This is a genomic window from Aeromonas fluvialis (genome assembly GCF_000819885.1).
GTDB classification, from domain to species: Bacteria; Pseudomonadota; Gammaproteobacteria; order Enterobacterales; family Aeromonadaceae; genus Aeromonas; species Aeromonas fluvialis.
Window position 1 is genome coordinate 99,980 of record NZ_CDBO01000027.1, and the last position, 20,577, is coordinate 120,556.

General features: G+C 57.1%; 16 protein-coding genes. 11 read left to right on the forward strand and 5 right to left on the reverse strand.

Features of this window, described 5'->3' with window-relative positions; genetic code table 11:
- Nucleotides 1-61 precede the first annotated feature (61 nt).
- The 5 genes from BN1125_RS06440 to ccoN all read right to left on the reverse strand — a co-directional run bounded on the left by BN1125_RS06440 (nucleotide 62) and on the right by ccoN (nucleotide 3,916).
- A complete protein-coding gene (locus BN1125_RS06440; protein WP_042011313.1) occupies nucleotides 62-550 on the reverse strand; it encodes a FixH family protein in 489 nt (162 codons plus the stop codon).
- Nucleotides 551-690: 140 nt separating this feature from the next.
- Nucleotides 691-1,671: a cytochrome-c oxidase, cbb3-type subunit III gene (gene ccoP, locus BN1125_RS06445; RefSeq protein ID WP_042011314.1), complete on the reverse strand. Its 981-nt coding sequence runs from the start codon at nucleotides 1,669-1,671 to the stop codon at nucleotides 691-693.
- Nucleotides 1,671-1,850, reverse strand: a complete 180-nt coding sequence (locus tag BN1125_RS06450; protein ID WP_042011315.1) for a CcoQ/FixQ family Cbb3-type cytochrome c oxidase assembly chaperone — start codon at nucleotides 1,848-1,850, stop codon at nucleotides 1,671-1,673. The genes ccoP and BN1125_RS06450 overlap by 1 nt, the downstream gene beginning before the upstream one ends.
- A gap of 10 nt (nucleotides 1,851-1,860) precedes the next feature.
- On the reverse strand, nucleotides 1,861-2,475 hold the full coding sequence (gene ccoO, locus BN1125_RS06455) for a cytochrome-c oxidase, cbb3-type subunit II (protein WP_042011316.1): 615 nt from the start codon (nucleotides 2,473-2,475) through the stop codon (nucleotides 1,861-1,863).
- Between the two features lie 16 nt (nucleotides 2,476-2,491).
- Nucleotides 2,492-3,916, reverse strand: a complete 1,425-nt coding sequence (ccoN, locus tag BN1125_RS06460; protein ID WP_042011317.1) for a cytochrome-c oxidase, cbb3-type subunit I — start codon at nucleotides 3,914-3,916, stop codon at nucleotides 2,492-2,494.
- Nucleotides 3,917-4,197: 281 nt separating this feature from the next.
- On the opposite strand from ccoN, the gene BN1125_RS06465 reads away from it, so the two are divergent.
- From BN1125_RS06465 to BN1125_RS06515, 11 genes are all read left to right on the forward strand, one after another.
- Nucleotides 4,198-4,659, forward strand: coding sequence for a hypothetical protein (locus BN1125_RS06465; RefSeq protein WP_042011318.1), 462 nt, complete (start codon nucleotides 4,198-4,200; stop codon nucleotides 4,657-4,659).
- A 93-nt stretch (nucleotides 4,660-4,752) separates the two neighbouring features.
- On the forward strand, nucleotides 4,753-5,211 hold the full coding sequence (locus BN1125_RS06470) for a GAF domain-containing protein (protein WP_042011319.1): 459 nt from the start codon (nucleotides 4,753-4,755) through the stop codon (nucleotides 5,209-5,211).
- Nucleotides 5,212-5,313: 102 nt separating this feature from the next.
- Nucleotides 5,314-5,952: an RNA chaperone ProQ gene (gene proQ, locus BN1125_RS06475; protein ID WP_042011320.1), complete on the forward strand. Its 639-nt coding sequence runs from the start codon at nucleotides 5,314-5,316 to the stop codon at nucleotides 5,950-5,952.
- An 8-nt stretch (nucleotides 5,953-5,960) separates the two neighbouring features.
- Nucleotides 5,961-7,976, forward strand: a complete 2,016-nt coding sequence (prc, locus tag BN1125_RS06480) for a carboxy terminal-processing peptidase (RefSeq protein ID WP_042011321.1) — start codon at nucleotides 5,961-5,963, stop codon at nucleotides 7,974-7,976.
- Between the two features lie 142 nt (nucleotides 7,977-8,118).
- Nucleotides 8,119-10,743, forward strand: coding sequence for an aminopeptidase N (gene pepN / locus BN1125_RS06485; RefSeq protein ID WP_042011322.1), 2,625 nt, complete (start codon nucleotides 8,119-8,121; stop codon nucleotides 10,741-10,743).
- 70 nt (nucleotides 10,744-10,813) lie between these two features.
- On the forward strand, nucleotides 10,814-11,035 hold the full coding sequence (locus tag BN1125_RS06490) for a DUF2835 domain-containing protein (RefSeq protein ID WP_042011323.1): 222 nt from the start codon (nucleotides 10,814-10,816) through the stop codon (nucleotides 11,033-11,035).
- Between the two features lie 278 nt (nucleotides 11,036-11,313).
- A complete protein-coding gene (locus BN1125_RS06495) occupies nucleotides 11,314-16,152 on the forward strand; it encodes an NAD-glutamate dehydrogenase (protein WP_042011324.1) in 4,839 nt (1,612 codons plus the stop codon).
- A 77-nt stretch (nucleotides 16,153-16,229) separates the two neighbouring features.
- Entirely contained in the window at nucleotides 16,230-17,240 is a 1,011-nt protein-coding gene (gene pyrD / locus BN1125_RS06500; protein WP_042011325.1) for a quinone-dependent dihydroorotate dehydrogenase, read from the forward strand.
- Nucleotides 17,241-17,328: 88 nt separating this feature from the next.
- The gene (locus BN1125_RS06505; protein WP_042011326.1) at nucleotides 17,329-17,865 is read left to right on the forward strand and encodes a cell division protein ZapC; all 537 of its coding nucleotides are present in this window, start codon (nucleotides 17,329-17,331) and stop codon (nucleotides 17,863-17,865) included.
- A 244-nt stretch (nucleotides 17,866-18,109) separates the two neighbouring features.
- Nucleotides 18,110-20,299, forward strand: a complete 2,190-nt coding sequence (gene rlmKL, locus BN1125_RS06510; RefSeq protein ID WP_042011327.1) for a bifunctional 23S rRNA (guanine(2069)-N(7))-methyltransferase RlmK/23S rRNA (guanine(2445)-N(2))-methyltransferase RlmL — start codon at nucleotides 18,110-18,112, stop codon at nucleotides 20,297-20,299.
- Nucleotides 20,299-20,529: a glutaredoxin family protein gene (locus BN1125_RS06515; RefSeq protein ID WP_042011328.1), complete on the forward strand. Its 231-nt coding sequence runs from the start codon at nucleotides 20,299-20,301 to the stop codon at nucleotides 20,527-20,529. The genes rlmKL and BN1125_RS06515 overlap by 1 nt, the downstream gene beginning before the upstream one ends.
- Nucleotides 20,530-20,577: the final 48 nt, after the last annotated feature.

Genomic DNA, 20,577 nt, shown 5'->3' on the forward strand with positions numbered 1-20,577 from the left:
TGCATGTTACAGGGGGAATGGCGAGAACAGGCTCGCCACAGTGAGAACAGCGGGTCATGACCTAGCGTCCTTTCGGGTCGAGTTCGACAGGGGCCTGGGTGGGCAGCTGGACGGTCTCTTGCAATCGCCACTGGTGATCAAAGGCATCGACCCGAATGTGCCACTTGCCGGTACGCGGTTTGTCGAAATGGAAACGATAGGTACCACTCGCGTCGGCGGTGATCATGTGTTCGCTGTCCTGACCGGCCAGGGTTGGGTGAAACAGGGAGAGATAGAGGGCTTGCCCGGCGGGAATATCTCCGCTGATGGGTTTGAGGGTCAGCTCGTTGCCAACCATTTCCAGCGAAAAGCGAATATTGAGGGCTTCGGATCGATCAAACTTGCTTAAGTCCTGATTGATCTCTTTCCCTTGTTTGTAATAGTCCTCGGCCACCAAATTGACCCCATCCTTGCTGGCAATGATGGCGGTGGCGATGCTGCCAACAACGGCGGCAGTGGGGAGGGCGATGATAAACCAGGGCCAGAATTGGCGGTACCAAGGTTGGGTCATAATGCTACTACCGTGAAACGAACGATTAACGTGAAAGGTGGCTTTTACGCAACACAAGATAACAAAAAGCCTCGAGGAGTCGAGGCTTTTTGCTGTGTAATCACGTGTTTATCACATGATACGACTTATATAACCAACCTTTATTTAGCCGGCTGATGGGACAGGCTGTAAACATAGGAGGCGAGCAGGTGCACCTTGTCCTCACCCAGAATATCTTTCCAGGCCGGCATCACACCGTGACGACCGTGGGTGATGGTCTGAACCACCACTTCGCGGGAGCCACCGTAGAGCCAGATGCTGTTGGTCAGGTCTGGCGCACCAACGGCGATGCTGCCCTTGGCATCGGCACCATGGCAGGCGGCACAGACGGCAAAGCGCGCCTCACCCTTCTTGGCTTCGACCAGATCCACCTTGCGACCGGAGAGGCTCAGCACGTAGGAAGCCACTTCTTGTACCCCCTCTTTGCCGAGGATTTCACCCCAGGCCGCCATGATCCCCTGACGACCGCCCATGATGGTGGTTTTGATTTGATCCGGCTGGCCACCCCATTGCCATTCGCTGTCGGTCAGGTTGGGGAAACCGCGACCACCGCGGGCATCGGAGCCATGGCATTGAGCACAGTTTTGCAGGAACAGGCGCTGACCCACTTTGAGTGCTTCCGGATCCTTGGCGATCTCGGTGATCTCTTTGTAGGTCTTGCCATCCGCCTGATAGGTCAGTTCGCGGAACTTGGCGCCATAGATCTCGTCAGCCTTGGCCACCTCGCGGTCATACTCCACCGCACGACCCTCGGCCTTGGCCGATTCGGTCGCGGCGCGGGATTCTGCCAGCGAACGGACATCCTGGTTGGAACTCTGCCACCCCAGCAAGCCTTTGAAGTTGCCAAGACCCGGGAAGGCGACCAGATAGACCAGACCGGTGACAATGAAGAAGAGGAACATGTAGGTCCACCACTTCGGCAACGGGTTGTTGATCTCCTCGATGCCGTCGAAGGCGTGGCCCATCGGCTTGCCTTCTTCAACACCCATCTTGTCCTTGCGGCACCACATCAGCAGCAGGAAGCAGCCGAGTATGGTCCCTAGGGTGATGACGGTTACGAAAATACTAAACAGAGTGCTCATTATTGTTTCGCTCCTGCGTTCTTTTTATCAGCACCGGCTTGCTCATCATCGGCAAACACCAGATTGGCCGCTTCGTCGAAAGAGGTTTTGCGGCGCTTGCTGTAGGCCCAGACAATGATGCCGATCATGATGGCCATCAACAGCAGGGTATACAGACCGCGAAAAGTGCCGTAATCCATCTTCTGCTCCTTATTTCAGGGCGTGGCCCAGTGATTGGAGATAGGCGATGAGGGCTTCCATCTCGGTCTTGCCTTTGACTGCCTCTGCCGCGCCCTGGATGTCTGCATCGCTGTAGGGTACCCCAAAGTTATCGCGGAACAGCGCCAACTTCTTGCCGGTCAGCTCGCCGGTCAACACATTGGTATCAAGCCAGGGGTAGGCTGGCATGTTGGACTCGGGTACCACATCACGCGGATTCATCAGGTGGGCGTGGTGCCAGGCATCGGAGTAACGACCGCCGACTCGGGCCAGATCCGGACCAGTACGCTTGGAGCCCCACAGGAAGGGGTGCTCCCAGACGCTCTCACCGGCGACCGAGTAGTGACCGTAACGCTCGGTCTCGGCACGGAACGGACGGATCATCTGGCTGTGGCAGTTGGTGCAGCCTTCGCGAATGAAAATGTCACGCCCTTCCATCTGCAGAGCGGTGTAGGGCTTGAGGCCCTCCACCGGTTCGGTGGTCTGCTTTTGGAAGAACAGTGGGGTGATTTCAACCAGGCCCCCTAGGCTGATGGCGAAGATGATGCCGACCACCAGCATGGGAACGCTTTTTTCAAATATCTCGTGACGGTTATTGTTGCTCATGGGTTGACCTCTTCAATCATGCGGGCTGGGCGACAGGTTCCAGGGAACCTTTGGGCGCAGTGATGGTGCGATAGGCGTTGTAAGCCATCAGCAGCATGCCGGTGACAAAGAAGCAGCCACCCAGGAAGCGCACGAAATAGAAGGGATAGGAGGCCTGCAGGGCTTCCACGAAGCTGTAGGTGAGGGTGCCGTCATCGTTGACTGCACGCCACATCAGACCCTGCATCACGCCGGAAATCCACATGGCCACGATGTAGAGTACTGTGCCCACGGTCGCCAGCCAGAAGTGGACGTTGATGAGCTTGACGCTGTACATCCGGCCCTGGCCGAACAGGTTCGGGATCAGGTGATAGATCGCACCGATAGAGACCATGGCAACCCAGCCCAGCGCACCGGAGTGCACGTGACCGACGGTCCAGTCGGTGTAGTGGGAGAGGGCGTTGACGGTTTTGATCGCCATCATGGGGCCTTCGAAGGTCGACATGCCATAGAAAGAGAGGGAGACGATCAGGAAGCGCAGGATGGGGTCATAACGCAGTTTGTGCCAGGCGCCGGAGAGGGTCATGATGCCGTTGATCATACCGCCCCAGGAGGGCACGAAGAGGATCAGGGACATCACCATGCCCAGCGACTGAGCCCAGTCAGGCAGTGCGGTGTAGTGCAGGTGGTGCGGACCGGCCCAGATATAGAGGGAGATCAGCGCCCAGAAGTGCACGATGGAGAGGCGATAGGAGTAAACCGGACGACCAGCCTGCTTGGGCACGAAGTAGTACATCATCCCCAGGAAGCCGGCGGTAAGCAGGAAGCCCACCGCGTTGTGGCCATACCACCACTGCACCATGGCGTCCATGGCACCGGAGTACATGGAGTAGGACTTCATGCCGGAGAGTGGCACTTCCATGTTATTGACGATGTGCAGCACGGCGACCGTGATAATGAAGGCACCGAAGAACCAGTTCGCCACATAGATGTGGGAGGTGGTGCGCTTCATCAGGGTGCCGAAGAAGACGATGGCATAGGCGACCCATACCACTGTGATGGCGATATCAATCGGCCACTCCAGCTCGGCATACTCTTTGGCAGAGGTGTAACCCATCGGCAGAGAAATGGCGGCAGAGAGGATGATGGCTTGCCAACCCCAGAAGACGAAGGTCGCCAGCGGGCCACCAAACAGTCTGGTTTGACAGGTGCGCTGCACCACGTAAAACGAGGTGGCCATCAGTGCACTGACGCCGAAGGCGAAGATCACTGCGTTGGTATGAAGGGGCCGCAGACGACTGTAAGTCAGCCACGGAGTCTCGAAGTTGAGGGCAGGCCAGATCAGCTGGGCTGCGATCAGTACGCCAACCGACATGCCGACAATTCCCCAGACAATCGTCATGACGGTAAACTGGCGAACAACGGTGTAGTTGTACTCAGGATGGTTAGTTGTATGGCTCATCGTTATATTCCGCTTCCGATGCTGCTGTTGTTTGGTTTTGTATCCGGCGAACCGGACTGGCTTCATCAGCCACCGCCAACCAGTTGTTAACATATGTTAACGAAAGGAAAAGCAAAAGATGGCTAAATGAAAACTGCATGGGGATGATACTGAACTGACAGGTAAAATAACAGTATAAACAGTGATATATTTGGCTCCGTCCGGTCTCGTTATGGCAGTGTTTTACCTTGTTCGAGATCACAAAAAACTATTTTAATTGCATCTTAATCGGACTGTTTTGGATGAAAGAGAGACTTACCGCACGTAAAGTTGTGCACCTCGCACTGGTATTGGCGCTGTTATTGGCGCTGATTGCCTACCGCACCTGGTTTTCAGCCGATAACGGCGTGCCCGCTGGCCAGACAAAAGATCAGATTTGTGATCTTTCCCACACCAGCTGCAGTGTGCGGGTGGGCGACAAGCCGCTGACGGTCGCCATCAAGGAATTACCGCTGCGCGCCGAACATGACTTTGCAATTGTTATTACTGGGGGCGATCCGGCCAGCAAGCCGGTGAAAGCGACACTCGAAGGCAAAGATATGTTTATGGGCACCATTCCGGTGAGCTTTGAACAAATAGATGGGCAATGGCAGGGGGTGACCCAGGTGGGGAGCTGCACGTCACCCGTCATGGTCTGGCTGTTAAATATCGAGTGGAGTAATGGTCAACGCCAGCAATTGGCGCTTTCCGTTGCCCGGGAATAACGGCGCAAGAGGTGGGGAGTGGAAAAAATATTTGAAATTTCCCGGCCAGGCGTTACCTTCCCCAAACCATCAGGGAGTGAAGTTCATTTAATCATGATTGAAAAACAACCGTTTTATCGCACCCTCAACCAGCAGGCCAAGGCGCTGCTGGAGGGGGAGAGCGATCTAATTGCCAATCTGGCCAACCTTTCCGCGCTGCTTAATCAGGAGCTGACGGAGATCAACTGGGTCGGTTTTTATCTGCTGCAGGGCGAGACCCTGGTATTGGGGCCGTTTCAGGGTAAACCGGCCTGTGTGCGGATCCCGGTCGGCCGAGGAGTGTGTGGGACGGCAGTGGCAGAGGGGCGCATCCAGCTCATTGATGATGTCCACCAGTTCGAAGGTCACATCGCCTGCGATGGCGCGAGCAACTCGGAAATCGTGATCCCGGTGCGCCGTGGTGGCGAGATCATCGGGGTACTCGATATCGACAGTCCAGTTTTTAACCGTTTCGACCAGCAAGACCGGATTGGTCTTGAAGAAACAGTGCAAATTTTGGAAAGCATGCTCTAAGTCATTGCTAGATGGTTCGCAAAAGGCCCCAAGCTCTCTATAATGGGGCCTTTGTTGTGCTCGGGACGTGCCCGTGCGTTTTTATGAAAGCCAAGGTTATACATGGAAAACACTGAGAAGCTGAAGAACAGTAAAGAGATCGTTGCCTACCTGGTCGAGAAATTCCCGGCCTGCTTCGTTGCTGAAGGAGAGGCCAAGCCGCTCAAGATTGGCATCTTCCAGGATTTGGCCGAGCGTCTTGCTGACGATGCCAGAGTCTCCAAGACCATGCTGCGTTCCGCACTGCGTCAATACACCTCCAGCTGGCGCTATCTGCACGGTCTCAAAGCTGGCCAGGCTCGCGTTGATCTGGATGGCAACCCGGGCGAATTGCTGACCGAAGAGCACATCGAGCACGCCAAGCAAGCCCTCAAAGAGAGCAAAGAGCGCGTATTCGCCAGCCGTCGAACCAATACCAAAGAGAAGGATGAGAAGGCCAAGAAGCCCCGTCGTCCTGCCGTGCGCAAAACCGAGAAGGCTGATGTCCCAGCCAAACCGAAGGCTGTCGCCAAGGCCCCTGCTGCCGAAGCGCCACTGGTTAAAGTGGATGCCGCTACCCTGAAAGTCGGCCAGGATGTGCGCGTCGTTATGGGTAAATTCCCTGTTCCGGCAACCATCAAGGAAGTGACCAAGGACGATGTACAGGTCCAACTGCAGACCGGCATGATGGTGCGTGTCAAATCAGAGCACTTGGTTCTCTAAGGAGACAGATGTTGAAGCATGGCGTAATTCGTTTTTCCCTCGTAGCCTGTAGCCTGGCGCTTGCCGGGCTTGCGCAGGCCATCGAGCCGGTGCTCAAGGAGAGTGATTTGTCTGTGTTGGCTCAAGAGAGCCAACATGCTACGGCCAGCAAGCGAATTACCAATCTGTTTACCCGCTCGCACTACAAACAGTTCAAGCTGGACGATGCCTTTTCCTCCGTGATGTTCGATAAATATCTGGAGAATCTGGACTACAGCCGCAACCTGTTCTTGGCCTCTGATATCAGCCGTTTTGAAAAGTACCGTAACGGTTTTGACACCGACCTCGAAAGAGGCCGTCTGACTCCCGCTTACGAGATGTTCAACCTGAGTCAGCAGCGGCGTTATGAGCGGTTCGAATACGCCCTCAAATTGCTTGACACTCCCTTCGATTTTACCCAGACCGACAACTATGTGTTTGATCGGGAAGGGGCGGCTTGGCCCAAAGATGAAGCAGAGCTCAACGAGCTGTGGCGTCAGCGGGTCAAGTTCGATGCCCTGAGCCTCAAGCTCAGTGGCAAGGAGTGGCCCGAGATCAAGGAGCTGCTTGGCAAGCGTTACAACAACGCCATCAAGCGGATGTCCCAGACCGAGAGCGAGGATGTCTTCCAGCTCTTCATGAACTCCTTCGCTCGCGCCATCGAACCGCACACCAGTTATCTCTCACCGCGCAGTGCCGATCGCTTCAACACCGAGATGAACCTCTCGCTGGAGGGGATTGGTGCCGTGTTGCAGGCAGAAGATGACTTTACCGTCATCCGCTCGCTGGTGCCCGGTGGCCCGGCAGCCAAATCCAACCACCTCAAACCCGATGACAAGATCACCGGGGTAGGGCAGGAAGATGGCAAGGTTGTCGATGTGATCGGCTGGCGTCTTGATGACGTGGTCGAGCTCATCAAGGGGCCCAAGGGGAGCAAAGTGAAGCTGGAGATCCAGCGCGGCAAGGGTGCAACGGCCAAGACCGAGCAGATCGAGCTGACCCGCGACAAGGTACGCCTGGAAGACCGGGCCGCCAAGTCCAAGGTGATCACCGCCGAAGGCAAGAAGATTGGTGTCATCGAGATCCCGAGTTTCTACGTCAATCTGCACGATGACGTGATCAAGGAGCTCTCCAGCCTGAACAAGCAGAAGATCGAGGGTCTGATCATCGATCTGCGCGGTAACGGCGGTGGCGCCCTGACCGAAGCGTCGGCCCTCAGCGGTCTCTTCTTTGCCAGCGGTCCCGTGGTGCAAATTCGTGATCACATGGGCCGTATCACGGTCAATGGCGATGACGATGGCAATGTCTACTATGGTGGCCCCATGTCGGTGATGATCGATCGCTACAGTGCCTCGGCCTCCGAGATCTTCGCTGCTGCCATGCAAGATTATGGCCGTGCCCTGATCCTGGGTGAAAACTCGTTCGGCAAGGGGACGGTGCAGCAGCATCGCAGCCTCGCCAAGGTCTATGACTTCTACGAGCAGCCGCTGGGCCATGTGCAGTTCACCATCGCCAAGTTTTACCGGATCGATGGTGGCAGTACCCAGAACAAGGGCGTTGCGCCGGATATCAGCTTCCCGACACCGGTTGCGCCACAAGAGACGGGCGAGAGCCGCGAGTTCAATGCGTTGCCGTGGGACAAGATTGCCTCCGCCAACTACGAGAAACTCGGCAACTTCGCCAGCGTACTGCCCAAGTTGCAGGCGGCGCACGATGCCCGGATCGCCAAGGATCCCGAATTTGCCTATGTGATGCAGGACATCGCCGACTACAAGGAGGAGAAAGACAAGAAGTCGGTCTCCCTCAACGAGGCGGAACGTCTTGCCGAACAGGCAAAACAGGATGAGAAAGCGCTCAAACGCACCAATGAGCGTCTGGTTCGTCTTGGCAAGCCGACGGTGAAGAGTCTGGATGATCTGCCTGCTGATTTTGAAGCGCCCGATGAGTATCTCGTCGAAGCGGCCAATATCACGGCGGACCTGGTCAAGGCCAGCAAACGCAGCTGATCAGGTGACAAACAATGCACAAGGGCGACTCGAGTCGCCCTTTCTTTTGCTGGCATAACGGCCTGAATGCAAAGTGTTTGACCCTGCCAGTTGGTTGTGACAGCCTCTTTCTCGCCTTTAACAAGCGTGGAAGCAGATAATAATGACCGATCACTCTCAGGCCATGACGGCCAAATACCGCCAGGATTATCAGGCGCCGCTCTACTGGATCGACACCATTGACCTCGATTTCCAGTTGCAGGAGCCATTCACCGAGGTGACCGCCATCACCCGTATTCGCCGCAACGGCGAGCACAATGCCCCCCTGGTCCTCGATGGTGAGCAACTGACCCTCAAGCGCGTGGCCATCGATGGCATTCCCTGTGACCACTACGAGCAAGGCGAGAGCAGTCTGACCCTGTTCAACCTGCCGGCCGAATGTGTGCTGACCATCGTCACTTTGCTGGATCCGGCCGCTAACACCGCGCTGGAAGGGCTTTACAAGTCTGGCGATGCCTACTGTACCCAGTGTGAAGCGGAAGGGTTCCGTCGCATTACCTATTATCTGGACCGCCCCGACATTCTGGCGCGCTACAGCACCCGCATTACTGCCGACAAGGCCCAATTTCCCTTCTTGCTCTCCAACGGCAACAAGGTTGACTGCGGTGAGCTGGACGGCGGCCGTCATTTCGTGCAGTGGCAGGATCCGTTCCCCAAGCCCAGCTATCTGTTTGCACTGGTGGCCGGTGATTTCGATGTGGCGCGCAGCCACTTCACCACCGCCAGCGGCCGCAAGGTGGCCCTCGAGATCTTCGTCGACAAGGGCAACCTGGATCGCGCCGGTTTTGCCATGGAGAGCCTCATCAACGCCATGCGTTGGGACGAGCAGCGTTTCGGCCTCGAGTATGATCTCGACGTTTATATGATCGTTGCGGTGGACTTCTTCAACATGGGCGCCATGGAGAACAAGGGGCTCAACATCTTCAACTCCAAGTTCGTGCTGGCCAATCCGGCCACCGCTACCGACAGCGACTACCACGGTATCGAGCGGGTGATCGGTCACGAATATTTCCACAACTGGACCGGCAACCGCGTCACCTGTCGTGACTGGTTCCAGCTCAGCCTGAAAGAGGGACTGACGGTATTCCGGGATCAGGAGTTCTCCTCCGATCTGGGCTCCCGTGGCGTCAACCGCATCAACAATGTGCGTACCGTGCGCGGCCCGCAGTTTGCCGAAGATGCTGGCCCCATGGCGCACCCCATCCGCCCGGATGTGGTGATCGAGATGAATAACTTCTACACCCTGACCGTCTACGAGAAGGGCTCTGAAGTGATCCGCATGATGCACACCCTGCTGGGTGAAGATGCCTTCCAGGCCGGTATGCGCCTCTACTTCGCGCGTCACGATGGGTCCGCCGCCACTTGCGATGATTTTGTGCAGGCGATGGAGGATGCTTCCGGTGTGGATCTTGGCCGTTTTCGCCGCTGGTACAGCCAGTCCGGCACGCCGGAGCTGACCGTCACCGACGAGTACGATGCCGCCAGCGGTATCTATCGCCTCCACGTGAGCCAGCACACCCCGCCGACTCAGGATCAGCCGCAAAAGCTGCCGCTGCATATTCCGCTCGATATCGAGCTCTATGACGAACAAGGTGTCGTCATTGCGCTGCAATATCAGGGCAAGGCCATCGGCCATGTGCTCGACTTGCTGGAAGCGGAGCAGACTTTCGAATTCGATCAGGTGCCGGTCAAGCCAGTTCCCTCCCTGCTGCGGGACTTCTCCGCGCCGGTCAAGCTGCACTATGACTACAGCGATGAAGCACTGGCCTTCCTGATGCGCTTTGCCCGCAACGAGTTTGCTCGCTGGGATGCGGCCCAGATGCTGATCAACAAAGCGGTCATCGACGGGGTGGCGCGGGTGCAGCACGGCCAGGGAGTTGAGCTCTCCCGGACCCTGCTGGCGGCCTTCGTTGCCATTTTGGACGATAGCGAGCTGGACTCGGCCCTCAAGGCTGAAATCCTGGCACTGCCGGGTGAAGCAACCCTGGCCGAGTTGTTCGAGGTGGCCGATATCGATGCCATCCATCAGGTGCGTGATGCTATCCATACCCGTCTTGCCGCCGCCTTTGGCGCGCGATTGGCGGCGACCTATCAGAGCCTGCATGTGAGCGGTTATCAGGTGGTGCACGCCGACATGGCCAAGCGAGCCCTTAAAGGGGTGGTGCTCGGCTATCTGGCGGCGCTGGATGCAGAACATGCCGATGCGCTGGTACGCGAGCAGTATGCAACAGCCGACAACATGACCGACACCCTGGCGGCGCTGCAGGTGGCCAACAGTTATCTGCTGCCGTGTCGCTCCGAGCTTTTGGCCGACTTCGAAGAGAAGTGGGCCAAGGATGGACTGGTGCTGGACAACTGGCTGCGGCTGATTGGCAGCAAACCGGCTGCCGATGTGCTCGGCGAAGTGCAACAGGCGATGAGCCACCCCACCTTCAGCATTCGCAACCCGAACCGGCTGCGGGCGTTGATCGGCAGTTTTGCCATGAACAATCAGGCGCAGTTCCATGCGGTGGATGGCAGCGGTTACCGCTTCCTGACCGATCTGCTGATCGAGCTCAACGAGGTCAATCCGCAGGTGGCCTCCCGCCTTATTACTCCGCTTATCCAGTTCAAACGACTGGATGAGGGGCGAAAGGCTCTTATCCGCGCCGAGTTGACCCGTCTTGCCAACCTTGATGGGCTGGCACGGGATCTGTTCGAGAAGGTAAGCAAGGCACTGCAGCAGTAAGACGAGACGGGGCAGGGGCGTTAACGCCCCTGCCCCCATTGTATGATTTGTCGTGTGATCAGGAGCAAGCGTGAAGCAGTTTACTTTTCGGCTCTCATTGAGCCGCGACGAGGTGATGCTGATGTATCAGGGCCATGCCAGACGGCTGGTAGTGCGCAGCGAACAGGGGCTGACCCTGGAACTTGGCATAGAAAAAATACGGCCCTTTGTCGCCATCAATGGTGTGCATGGCTATTTTCGGCTGAAAACTCAGGACGATTACCGCTTTATCAGTCTGGAACGCATGAATTAACAAAAAAAGAACAGATTACCGACTATTTATCTGCTTTTCGTCACTATCAATGCGCTGATCTGGTACAAAGGTAGTGGGAATTTCTGTTTTTTCGGTCTTTCGCAAAATATCTCACAGTTTAAGCCGTGATCCGCACCTTGTTTTTAACATCTCGATAGCGCCTTTCCTCGCCTTCCCTTATCCAACTCATTACACTTCGCAACAACTCTGCACCAGCGGGTAACCAGGGTGGTTGCCACTGCGTCGGTGGTGAATGTCGTCCGATAAGGAATATAAAAATGGCATTGAAAGACGCCCCTACCTCAGTTCTGCTTGAAAACGTTCTCAGCCTGATCCATCAGAAGCTGCCCCAAAAAAGTGCCTCTCTGGTCGAGCGCTTCGTTGCCAAGTTTTACGGCAACATGGCGAGCTCCGACCTGCACGATCGCAATGACAGCGATCTCTACGGTGCGGCACTCAGCCTGTGGAATGCCCTCAATCAGCGTACCGGCACCGATCCCTATATCCGGGTCTACAACCCCGAGCTGACCCGTCATGGTTGGCAATCGCCCCACACCATCGTCGAGGTGATCCTGCAGGACGCCCCCTTCCTGGTAGACTCCATCCGGATGGCCCTCAAGCGCCTCAATATCACCGCCCATATGATGCTGCACCAACCGCTGCACCTCATTCGCGGTGGAGATGGCAAGATTGGCGCCATTCTGGCGCTTGATAACACCGCCGGACAAACATCCGTTGAAACCGCCTTCCTTATCGAGATCGACCACCTCACCAGCGAGGAGCAGATGGCCACGCTCGCTGCCGAACTCAAATCCGTGGCCGATGAAGTGGCGCTGGCGGTCGGCGATTGGCAGCCGATGCTGGCCAAGCTTAATGAGATCATCGACGAGCTACCCAAGCGCAAGCACCCGGTCAGCAAGGAGGAAGTAGCCTCCTGCATGGCCTTCCTCAAATGGGTGGCTGCCCACAATTTCACCCTGATGGGTTACCGCCGTTATGATGTCAAGGCGGTGGAGGGGGATCACGAGATCCTGCCGCAGGCCAGCTCCAGCCTGGGTCTGATGAAGAACTCCATCAAGGAAGTGGGCCAACGCCTTGGCTCCATGCCGGCCAGTGCCCGCCACGCCGCCTTGAGCGCTGACCTGCTGATCCTCACCAAATCCAACAGCAAGTCTCGGGTGCACCGTCCGGCTTATGTGGACTATATCGGCATCAAGCGCTTCGACGAGCATGGCAAGGTGGTCGGGGAAGATCGCTTCATCGGCCTCTACGCCTCTTCTATCTACAACACCAGTGCGACCCAGATCCCGCTCATCAGCCATCGTCTCGAGCGCATCATGGCCGCCTCCGGCCACGAGAAGGGCTCCCACGCCTACAAGGCGCTGCTGAACGTACTGGAGACCTATCCCCGCGACGAGTTGATCCAGGCCCGCGAAGAGGAGCTGCTGGCCACCGGTCTTGGCGTGCTGGAAATGCAGGAGCGTGACATGCTGCGGCTGTTCGTGCGCCGTGATGTCTTCGGTCGCTTTTTCTCCTGCATGGTCTATGTCACCAAAGAACGCTACAACACCGCACTGCGGATCAAGACCCAGCAAATTTTGCAGAATTATTTTGGCAGCAACGAAGAGGTAGAGTTCAACGTCTACTTCACCGAGGGGGTGCTGGCGCGAACCCACTACATTGTGCGGGTCAACAACAACAACGTGGATGTGGATGTGAACGAAGTACAGAACAACCTGATTGAAGCGGCCCGCAGTTGGGACGACCGACTCGACTCCGTGCTGCTCTCCCATTATGGCGAGGCCCGTGGCAATGAGCTGCGCCGCCGTTTCTGTACCGCCTTCCCGCGTGCTTACAAGGAAGATGTGCTGCCGGGCTCTGCCGTGGCCGACATCATGGCGCTCGATAACCTGAGCGAAGCCGAGCCCCTCGGCATGCTGTTCTACCGCGCGCAGGAGGAGGAGAACGATCGTCGGGTACGGCTCAAACTGTTCCATCGCACCGAACCCATTCACCTCTCCGACGTGCTGCCGATGCTGGAGAACATGGGACTGCGGGTGATTGGCGAGACCCCGTATCAGGTGCGCACTCCGGGGGGCGATCTGTTCTGGATCCTCGACTTCTCCATGTTGCTGCACGGCGAGCAGCCCTTTGATCTGTCCCAGAGCCAGCAGCGCTTCCAGCAGGCGTTTGCCGCCATCTGGAACAAGCAGTTGGAAGATGATGGCTTCAACCGGCTGGTGCTGGGGGCGGGTCTCACCGGCCGCCAGGTGTCGGTGCTGCGCGCCTACGCCAAATACATGCGTCAGACCGGCGTCTCCTTCAGCCAGTCCTATATCGAAGAGACCCTGACCCGTTATCCCGATATCGCCCAACTGCTGTTTACCCTGTTTGAGCAGCGCCTCGACCCGGCTGGCAAGCAGGACGCCAAGGTACAGGCCAAGCTGCACGAGGAGCTTGCCGCCAAGCTGGATCAGGTGGCCAACCTGGACGACGATCGCATCATTCGCCGCTATGTGGAAATGATCGACGCTACCCTGCGCACCAACTACTACCAGCTGGACAAGGCGGGCAACATCAAGCCCTACATCTCCTTCAAACTGGCTCCCTCCAGCATTACCGACATGCCGCTGCCGCTGCCGAAATTCGAGATCTTCGTCTACTCGCCGCGGGTGGAAGGGGTACATTTGCGCTGGGGTAAAGTGGCTCGTGGCGGTCTGCGCTGGTCCGATCGCAAAGAGGACTTCCGCACCGAAGTGCTGGGTCTGGTGAAAGCCCAGCAGGTGAAGAACACCGTCATTGTGCCGGTAGGGGCCAAGGGCGGTTTCTACTGCAAACAGATGCCGGTGGGGGCGCCCCGTGCAGTCATCCAGGAGGAGGGCAAGGCCTGTTATCGCCTGTTTATTCGTGGCCTGCTCGATGTGACCGACAACATCATCGGCGGCGATGTGATCCCGCCCAAATCCGTGGTGCGTCACGATGAGGATGACTACTACCTGGTGGTTGCCGCCGACAAGGGCACGGCGACCTTCTCCGACATCGCCAACGAAATAAGCCTCGAATACGGTCACTGGCTCGGCGATGCATTCGCCTCCGGCGGCTCGGTCGGTTACGACCACAAGAAGATGGGTATCACCGCCCGCGGTGCCTGGGAGTCGGTCAAACGGCATTTTCGTGAAATTGGCGTCAACTGCCAGACCACCGACTTCACTTGCGTGGGGATTGGGGACATGGCCGGCGACGTGTTCGGCAACGGCATGCTGCTCTCCGAGCACACCCGGCTGGTGGGCGCGTTCAACCACATGCACATCTTCGTTGACCCGACCCCGGATGCGGCCAAGAGCTTTGTCGAACGCCAGCGCCTGTTCGATCTGCCGGGTTCCAGCTGGGATGACTACAACCGCGAGCTGATATCACAAGGGGGCTGCATCTTCTTGCGTTCCGCCAAGTCCATCAAGCTGAGCCCGGAAATGCAGACACTGCTCGGCACCGACAAGGCCAGCATGGCGCCGAACGAGCTGATCAAGGCGCTGCTTTGCCTCAATGTCGACCTGCTGTGGAACGGCGGCATCGGCACCTATGTGAAGAGCGCTCGCGAGAGCAATGGGGAAGTGGGCGATCGCAGCAATGACGCACTGCGAGTCAATGGTCGCGATCTGCGGGCCCGTATTGTGGGTGAGGGAGGCAACCTCGGCTTTACCCAGCTTGGCCGGGTGGAGTACGCCAGTCAGGGCGGTCGCATCAATACCGATTTTACCGACAACGTGGGCGGGGTGGATTGCTCCGACAACGAGGTGAACATCAAGATCCTGCTGAACCAGTTGGTGGCGGCAGGGGACCTGACCCTCAAGCAGCGCAACCAGATGCTCTACGAGATGACCGACGATGTGGCGCAGATTGTCATCACCAACGCCTATCGCCAGTCCCAGTCCATCTCGGTCACCAGCTTCCGCGGCTCTGAACAACTGAAAGAGCAACAGCGCTTTATTCAGGGGCTGGAGCGGGAAGGCAAGCTGGACCGTGCGTTGGAGTTCCTGCCATCCGATGAGGAGCTTTCCGAGCGGATGGCGGCAGGGCAGGGACTGACCCGCCCCGAACTGGCGGTGCTGGTGGCTTACGGCAAGATGGTGCTGAAAGAGCAGCTCAACTGCCCGGAAGTGACCGACGAGCCCTTCTTGGCCAATATGCTGGTGACCAGTTTCCCGGCCAAGGTGCAGCAGCAGTTCGGTGCTCAGCTTGCCCAGCATCCGCTGCGCGGCGAGATCATCGCTACCCGGGTAGCCAACATGCTGGTCAACGACATGGGGCTCAACTTTGCCAGCCGGATGAAGGATGAGACCGGTGCCTCGGTGGCGGAAGTGGCTTGCTGCTTTGCCATGGCCCGCGAAGTGTTTGGCATGAATAAGCTTTGGCGTGATATCGAAGGGTGCGACAACCTGGTGGATGCCCAGACTCAGCTTGAGCTGATGTTCTACAGCCGCCGTATCGTACGCCGTGCCACCCGCTGGTTCCTGCGCGCCCGCAATCGCAGCTGGAGCATCAGCGAGAATATCGCCTTCTTCCGTCCGGCGTTCGAGACCTTAGGGAAGCACCTTTACGAGGTGATGGATGAGAGTGAAGTGGCAGAGCATCGTCAGGTTGTTGCCAAGTGGATGGAGAAACAGGTGCCCGAGGCCATTGCCCGTCAGGTCGCCCATATGAGCAGCCTCTTCTCCAGTCTGGATCTGGCGCAGATTGCCGCGGAGCACAAGACCGATATCCTGCGCGCTGCCAATGTCTACTATCGCCTCGGCGCCAAGCTGGATCTGCACTGGTTCCTCGATCAGATCAACCATCAACCGGTGGGCAACCATTGGCAGGCGATGGCGCGCGCTTCCTTCCGCGAAGATCTGGACTGGCAGCAACGCATTCTCACTTCAGTGGTACTGGAAGGGTGCAAAGATCAGGGAGAATGCGCTACCATACTGGCCGACTGGATTTCGGAGCATGAGCAACTCTTGTCCCGTTGGACCCATATGTTGGCCGACTTCAAGACCACCAGTACTCACGAGTTCGCCAAGTTCTCGGTGGCCTTGCGAGAGTTGAACCTGCTCCAGTTGAATTGTCGGGCTCTTTAATTGCCAGATTAAGGCATGACACCGACATTACACCCAAAGCCCCGGCCAGTTGCCGGGGCTTTCTTTAAGGAGCAAAGATGTTGTACCCCATCGCCAGGCATTTCCTGTTCAAGCTCAATCCGGAACAGGCCCACGATCTCTCCATGAAATATTTGCCCCGCCTTCTCGGTACGCCACTCGATTGTTTCTTCCGCCAGAATTTGCCGAAACGCCCCGTCACTGTCATGGGGCTTTCTTTTGCCAATCCGGTGGGATTGGCGGCCGGTCTGGATAAAGATGGTGAGTGCATTGACGCGCTGGGCGCCATGGGATTTGGCTTTATCGAGGTCGGTACTGTCACCCCCAGACCCCAAAGCGGCAATGATAAGCCCCGTTTGTTCCGGGTTATTCCCGCAGAGGGGATCATCAACCGGATGGGTTTCAACAACAAGGGGGTGGATCATCTGGTGGCCAAGGTCAAAGAGGCCAAATATCAGGGGGTCATCGGCATTAATATCGGCAAGAACAAAGACACTCCCATCGAACAGGGCAAGGATGATTACCTGATCTGCATGGACAAGGTTTATGATCACGCCGGTTATATTGCCGTCAATATCTCTTCCCCCAACACCCCGGGTTTGCGTTCGCTGCAATATGGCGAGGCGCTGGATGAATTGCTGGCCGCCCTCAAGGTGCGTCAGCAAGAGCTGGCCGCCCAATATAAGAAGTACGTGCCGCTGGCGGTTAAAATTGCCCCGGATTTAAGCCTTGCAGAAATAGATCAGGTGGCCGCTTCGCTGGTGCGAAATGGCATCGATGGGGTTATCGCTACCAATACTACCCTCGAGCGCGAGATGATTTATGACATGCCCCATGCCGGTGAAGCGGGTGGCCTGAGCGGTCGTCCGTTGCAACACAAGAGTACCGAGGTGATCAGGCATCTGGCCAAGGCGCTCAATGGTGCTCTGCCAATTATCGGGGTGGGTGGTATTGATAGTGCCATGGCTGCCCGTGAAAAATTGGCGGCGGGTGCCAGTCTGGTACAAATTTATAGCGGTTTTATTTATAAGGGGCCGGGACTGGTCAAAGAGATCGTCACCAATATATAAGAAATAGTGGGGAGCCCTTTATTTGACGTTGCTGATTTTATCTACATGGAATAAAGTCAACAGACGAAATTCAAGTAAGGGCTCCAACATGTTTATCCAACCGACCGATAGCTGGCAATGGCACTATGATGCCCAGAGTGACCGTCTGATGTTGGACCTGTCTGATAACATGTTATTTGCGACCGAGTACAAAGGGAGACAATTGGTGCCCAACTCGTTTGCCACCCAGCCTTTTTGTGTCGATGATGCGGCCCTTTATTATCAGCTGATGGATAAAGCGGTCGAACTTGAGTGGAGTATCCCCCATCAGGTGCAGCTGGTGCTCAATGCCATCGCTGTCAGTCGCTTCTATAAACCCCTGATGCCGCAAAGCTGGTTTTTTTGTGAACAGCATCCGCAAGTGATCCCGCAAAACGGTGATCTGGTCTTGATGAATACACCCCATGGCAACGGCGAATTTATGGTCATTGAGGCAGGGGATCAGGCTAGCGTCTGTTTGAACCTCACTGCCGATCTGGCATTGACCACCAGTAAAACCTTGCCGCGTTTCGGGGTGATCAAGGTGATGAATAACCGGATGAAACAGCGTATTACCGTGACCGAGCAATATCGTCAGGTCAGCTGAGATATGGCATCACTCCGTTTATAATCTGTCACTTCGCCCCGGCATCTTTCATTATCTGCATGTTGACCACTCATTATCGACCAACCAGCATGGCGTCCTCTATCTAAGGTGCGTGGGATGCGCCCGTTTTTTGCTGCATCATCCCGCATCCTTATCTCTGATAATCATCTATCGATTTCAAGCCTGTTCCATCCGCGGTTTCCCCTCCGACTTTTGCATGCTCCAGCCCGCCTGATGAGGTATAATGCGGCACTATTTTTATGGGTTCTCCGTGAGCGTGATGAAAGAATTTTTTGCAACCTGCCCCAAGGGGCTGGAAAACCTGTTGGCCGATGAGCTGACCAATCTTGGCGCAGAGCAGGTCCGTGAGACCGTGGCTGGCGTCCATTTCAAAGGCGAACTGGCGATTGGCTACAAGGCCTGCCTGTGGAGCCGTTTTGCCTCCCGCATCGTGCTGGTGCTCTCCGAGTTCCAGATGAACGACGATCTGGATCTCTATCTGGGCGCCCACACAATCCCCTGGGAAGAGCACTTCTCCGGTACCTCTACCATCGCGGTGGACTTTACCGGTACCAACCCTGCCATTCGCAATACCCAATATGGCGCGCTGAAGATCAAGGATGCCATCGTCGACCGCTTCACCAAGCGCGGTCACGTGCGTCCGGACGTGGACAAAAAGTCGCCGGATATTCGCATCATGGCGCACCTGGGCAAAGGCAAGGCCAATATCACGCTGGACTTGTCAGGCCCGGCGTTGCATCAGCGTTTCTATCGTCAGGGCACAGGTGAAGCACCGCTCAAAGAGAACCTGGCCTGTGCCATGATTGCCCGTAGCGGCTGGGCCGGTGAGCCCATGATGGACCCCATGTGCGGTTCCGGTACCTTGCTGATTGAAGCGGCCTTTATCGCCGCCGACATGGCGCCGGCTCTGCGCCGCGAGCGCTTCGGTTTCGATCGCTGGCTGCAGCATGATAGCGAGCTGTGGCAAAGCCTGATGATGGAAGCGCAAGTGCGCGCCAAACGTGGCATGCAGCGTTGTGAAGTGAAGCTGTTTGGTTGCGATGCCGATCAGAGAGTGCTGCTCAAAGCGCGCGACAACGCCAAAGCGGCCGGTGTGGCCCACCTCATCACCTTCAAGCAAGCCGATGTCACCAAGCTGGAGAACCCGCTGCCGATGCCTGCTGTTGTTGAAGGGGAGACAGGGGAGGCCCGCCAGGTCGGTATGCTTATCTCCAACCCGCCTTATGGCGAGCGTCTTGGCGAATTTCCGGCCCTGCTGGAAGTGCATCAGGCCCTCGGCGATGCTCTGCGTCGCAGCTTCCAGGGTTGGAAAGTCTCCATTCTTTCCGCATCGCCCGAGCTGCTCAGCTGTCTGCGCCTGCGCGCCGACAAGCAATATCGCCTGTTCAACGGCGCCCTCGAGTGTCAGCTGCGTAACTACCAGATCGCACTTGATTCCGTGGCTTCCCAAAAAGAGGTGGCACAGGACTTTGCCAACCGTCTGCGCAAGAATCTGAAAACCCTCGAGAAGTGGGCCAACAAAGAGGGCATCGATTGCTATCGCCTCTATGATGCCGACTTGCCGGAATACAACGCCGCCATCGACCGCTATCAGGATTATCTGGTGGTACAAGAGTACGCCGCGCCCAAGGACATCCCCGCCCAGAAGACCCGTCAGCGTCTGCTTGACATGGTGCAAGCCGCCATCAAGGTGACTGGTATGGACGGCGAGAAGGTGATCCTGAAGGTGCGCGAGCGCCAGGAAGGCAAACAGCAGTATCAGAAGCTGAACTCAGAGCAGCAGCGGATGGAGGTGCAGGAGTACGGTGCCCGTCTGTGGGTCAACCTCTACGACTATCTGGATACCGGCCTGTTCCTCGACCACCGTCAGACTCGCCGCATGCTGGGTCAGATGGCCAAGGGCAAGCGCTTCCTGAACCTGTTTGCCTATACCGGCAGTGCCACCGTGCACGCAGGTCTTGGCGGTGCCAGCGAGACCACCACGGTCGACATGTCCCACACCTACCTGAACTGGGCGCAGGACAACATGCGTCTCAACTCGCTGGTGGGCCGTCAGCACAAGTTTGTCCAGGCCGACTGTCTGAAGTGGTTGTCGGAAGCCGATGATCAGTACGACCTCATCTTCATCGATCCGCCCACCTTCTCCAACTCCAAGCGGATGGACGAGAGCTTCGACGTACAGCGTGACCACCTGCTGTTGATGCAGCACCTCAAGCGCCTGCTGGCAGCCGATGGCACCCTGGTCTTCTCCAACAACAAGCGTCACTTCAAGATGGATCTGGCCGGTCTCGAGGCCACCGGTCTCAAGGCCCAGAACATCACCCAGAAGACGCGGCCGAAGGATTTCGAACGTAACCAGCACATCCACAACTGCTGGATCATCACCCATGCGCCTTCGCCGGTCGAGGCGTGATGCTGACCCTGTTTCATACCGACGGTTGCCACCTGTGCGAACAGGCCTGGGCGCTGGTGGAGGAGGCGGGTTTGGCCGCCACCACCCGCCAGTGCGACATCATGGATGATGAGCAGTGGCTTGCCGCCTATCGGGTGCGCATTCCGGTGCTGCGTGACGAGGCGGGCCGCGAGCTCGGCTGGCCCTTCACACTGGCCGAGCTCAAAAGCTGGGCCGCCCGTCAGCGTTGAGAGTGATTTGACGATAAAACGGGGGCAGACCCAGTCTGCTGCCCGTTT

Excerpts from the sequence above, each read along its gene's own strand:
- proQ (WP_042011320.1), top strand. The coding sequence starts at position 5,314 with ATGGAAAACACTGAGAAGCTGAAGAACAGTAAAGAGATCGTTGCCTAC.
- pepN (WP_042011322.1), top strand. The coding sequence starts at position 8,119 with ATGACCGATCACTCTCAGGCCATGACGGCCAAATACCGCCAGGATTAT.
- ccoN (WP_042011317.1), bottom strand. The coding sequence starts at position 3,916 with ATGAGCCATACAACTAACCATCCTGAGTACAACTACACCGTTGTTCGC.
- BN1125_RS06450 (WP_042011315.1), bottom strand. The coding sequence starts at position 1,850 with ATGGATTACGGCACTTTTCGCGGTCTGTATACCCTGCTGTTGATGGCC.
- BN1125_RS06440 (WP_042011313.1), bottom strand. The coding sequence starts at position 550 with ATGACCCAACCTTGGTACCGCCAATTCTGGCCCTGGTTTATCATCGCC.
- BN1125_RS06470 (WP_042011319.1), top strand. The coding sequence starts at position 4,753 with ATGATTGAAAAACAACCGTTTTATCGCACCCTCAACCAGCAGGCCAAG.
- BN1125_RS06515 (WP_042011328.1), top strand. The coding sequence starts at position 20,299 with ATGCTGACCCTGTTTCATACCGACGGTTGCCACCTGTGCGAACAGGCC.
- prc (WP_042011321.1), top strand. The coding sequence starts at position 5,961 with ATGTTGAAGCATGGCGTAATTCGTTTTTCCCTCGTAGCCTGTAGCCTG.
- BN1125_RS06495 (WP_042011324.1), top strand. The coding sequence starts at position 11,314 with ATGGCATTGAAAGACGCCCCTACCTCAGTTCTGCTTGAAAACGTTCTC.
- ccoP (WP_042011314.1), bottom strand. The coding sequence starts at position 1,671 with ATGAGCACTCTGTTTAGTATTTTCGTAACCGTCATCACCCTAGGGACC.
- pyrD (WP_042011325.1), top strand. The coding sequence starts at position 16,230 with ATGTTGTACCCCATCGCCAGGCATTTCCTGTTCAAGCTCAATCCGGAA.
- BN1125_RS06465 (WP_042011318.1), top strand. The coding sequence starts at position 4,198 with ATGAAAGAGAGACTTACCGCACGTAAAGTTGTGCACCTCGCACTGGTA.
- rlmKL (WP_042011327.1), top strand. The coding sequence starts at position 18,110 with ATGCGGCACTATTTTTATGGGTTCTCCGTGAGCGTGATGAAAGAATTT.
- BN1125_RS06505 (WP_042011326.1), top strand. The coding sequence starts at position 17,329 with ATGTTTATCCAACCGACCGATAGCTGGCAATGGCACTATGATGCCCAG.
- ccoO (WP_042011316.1), bottom strand. The coding sequence starts at position 2,475 with ATGAGCAACAATAACCGTCACGAGATATTTGAAAAAAGCGTTCCCATG.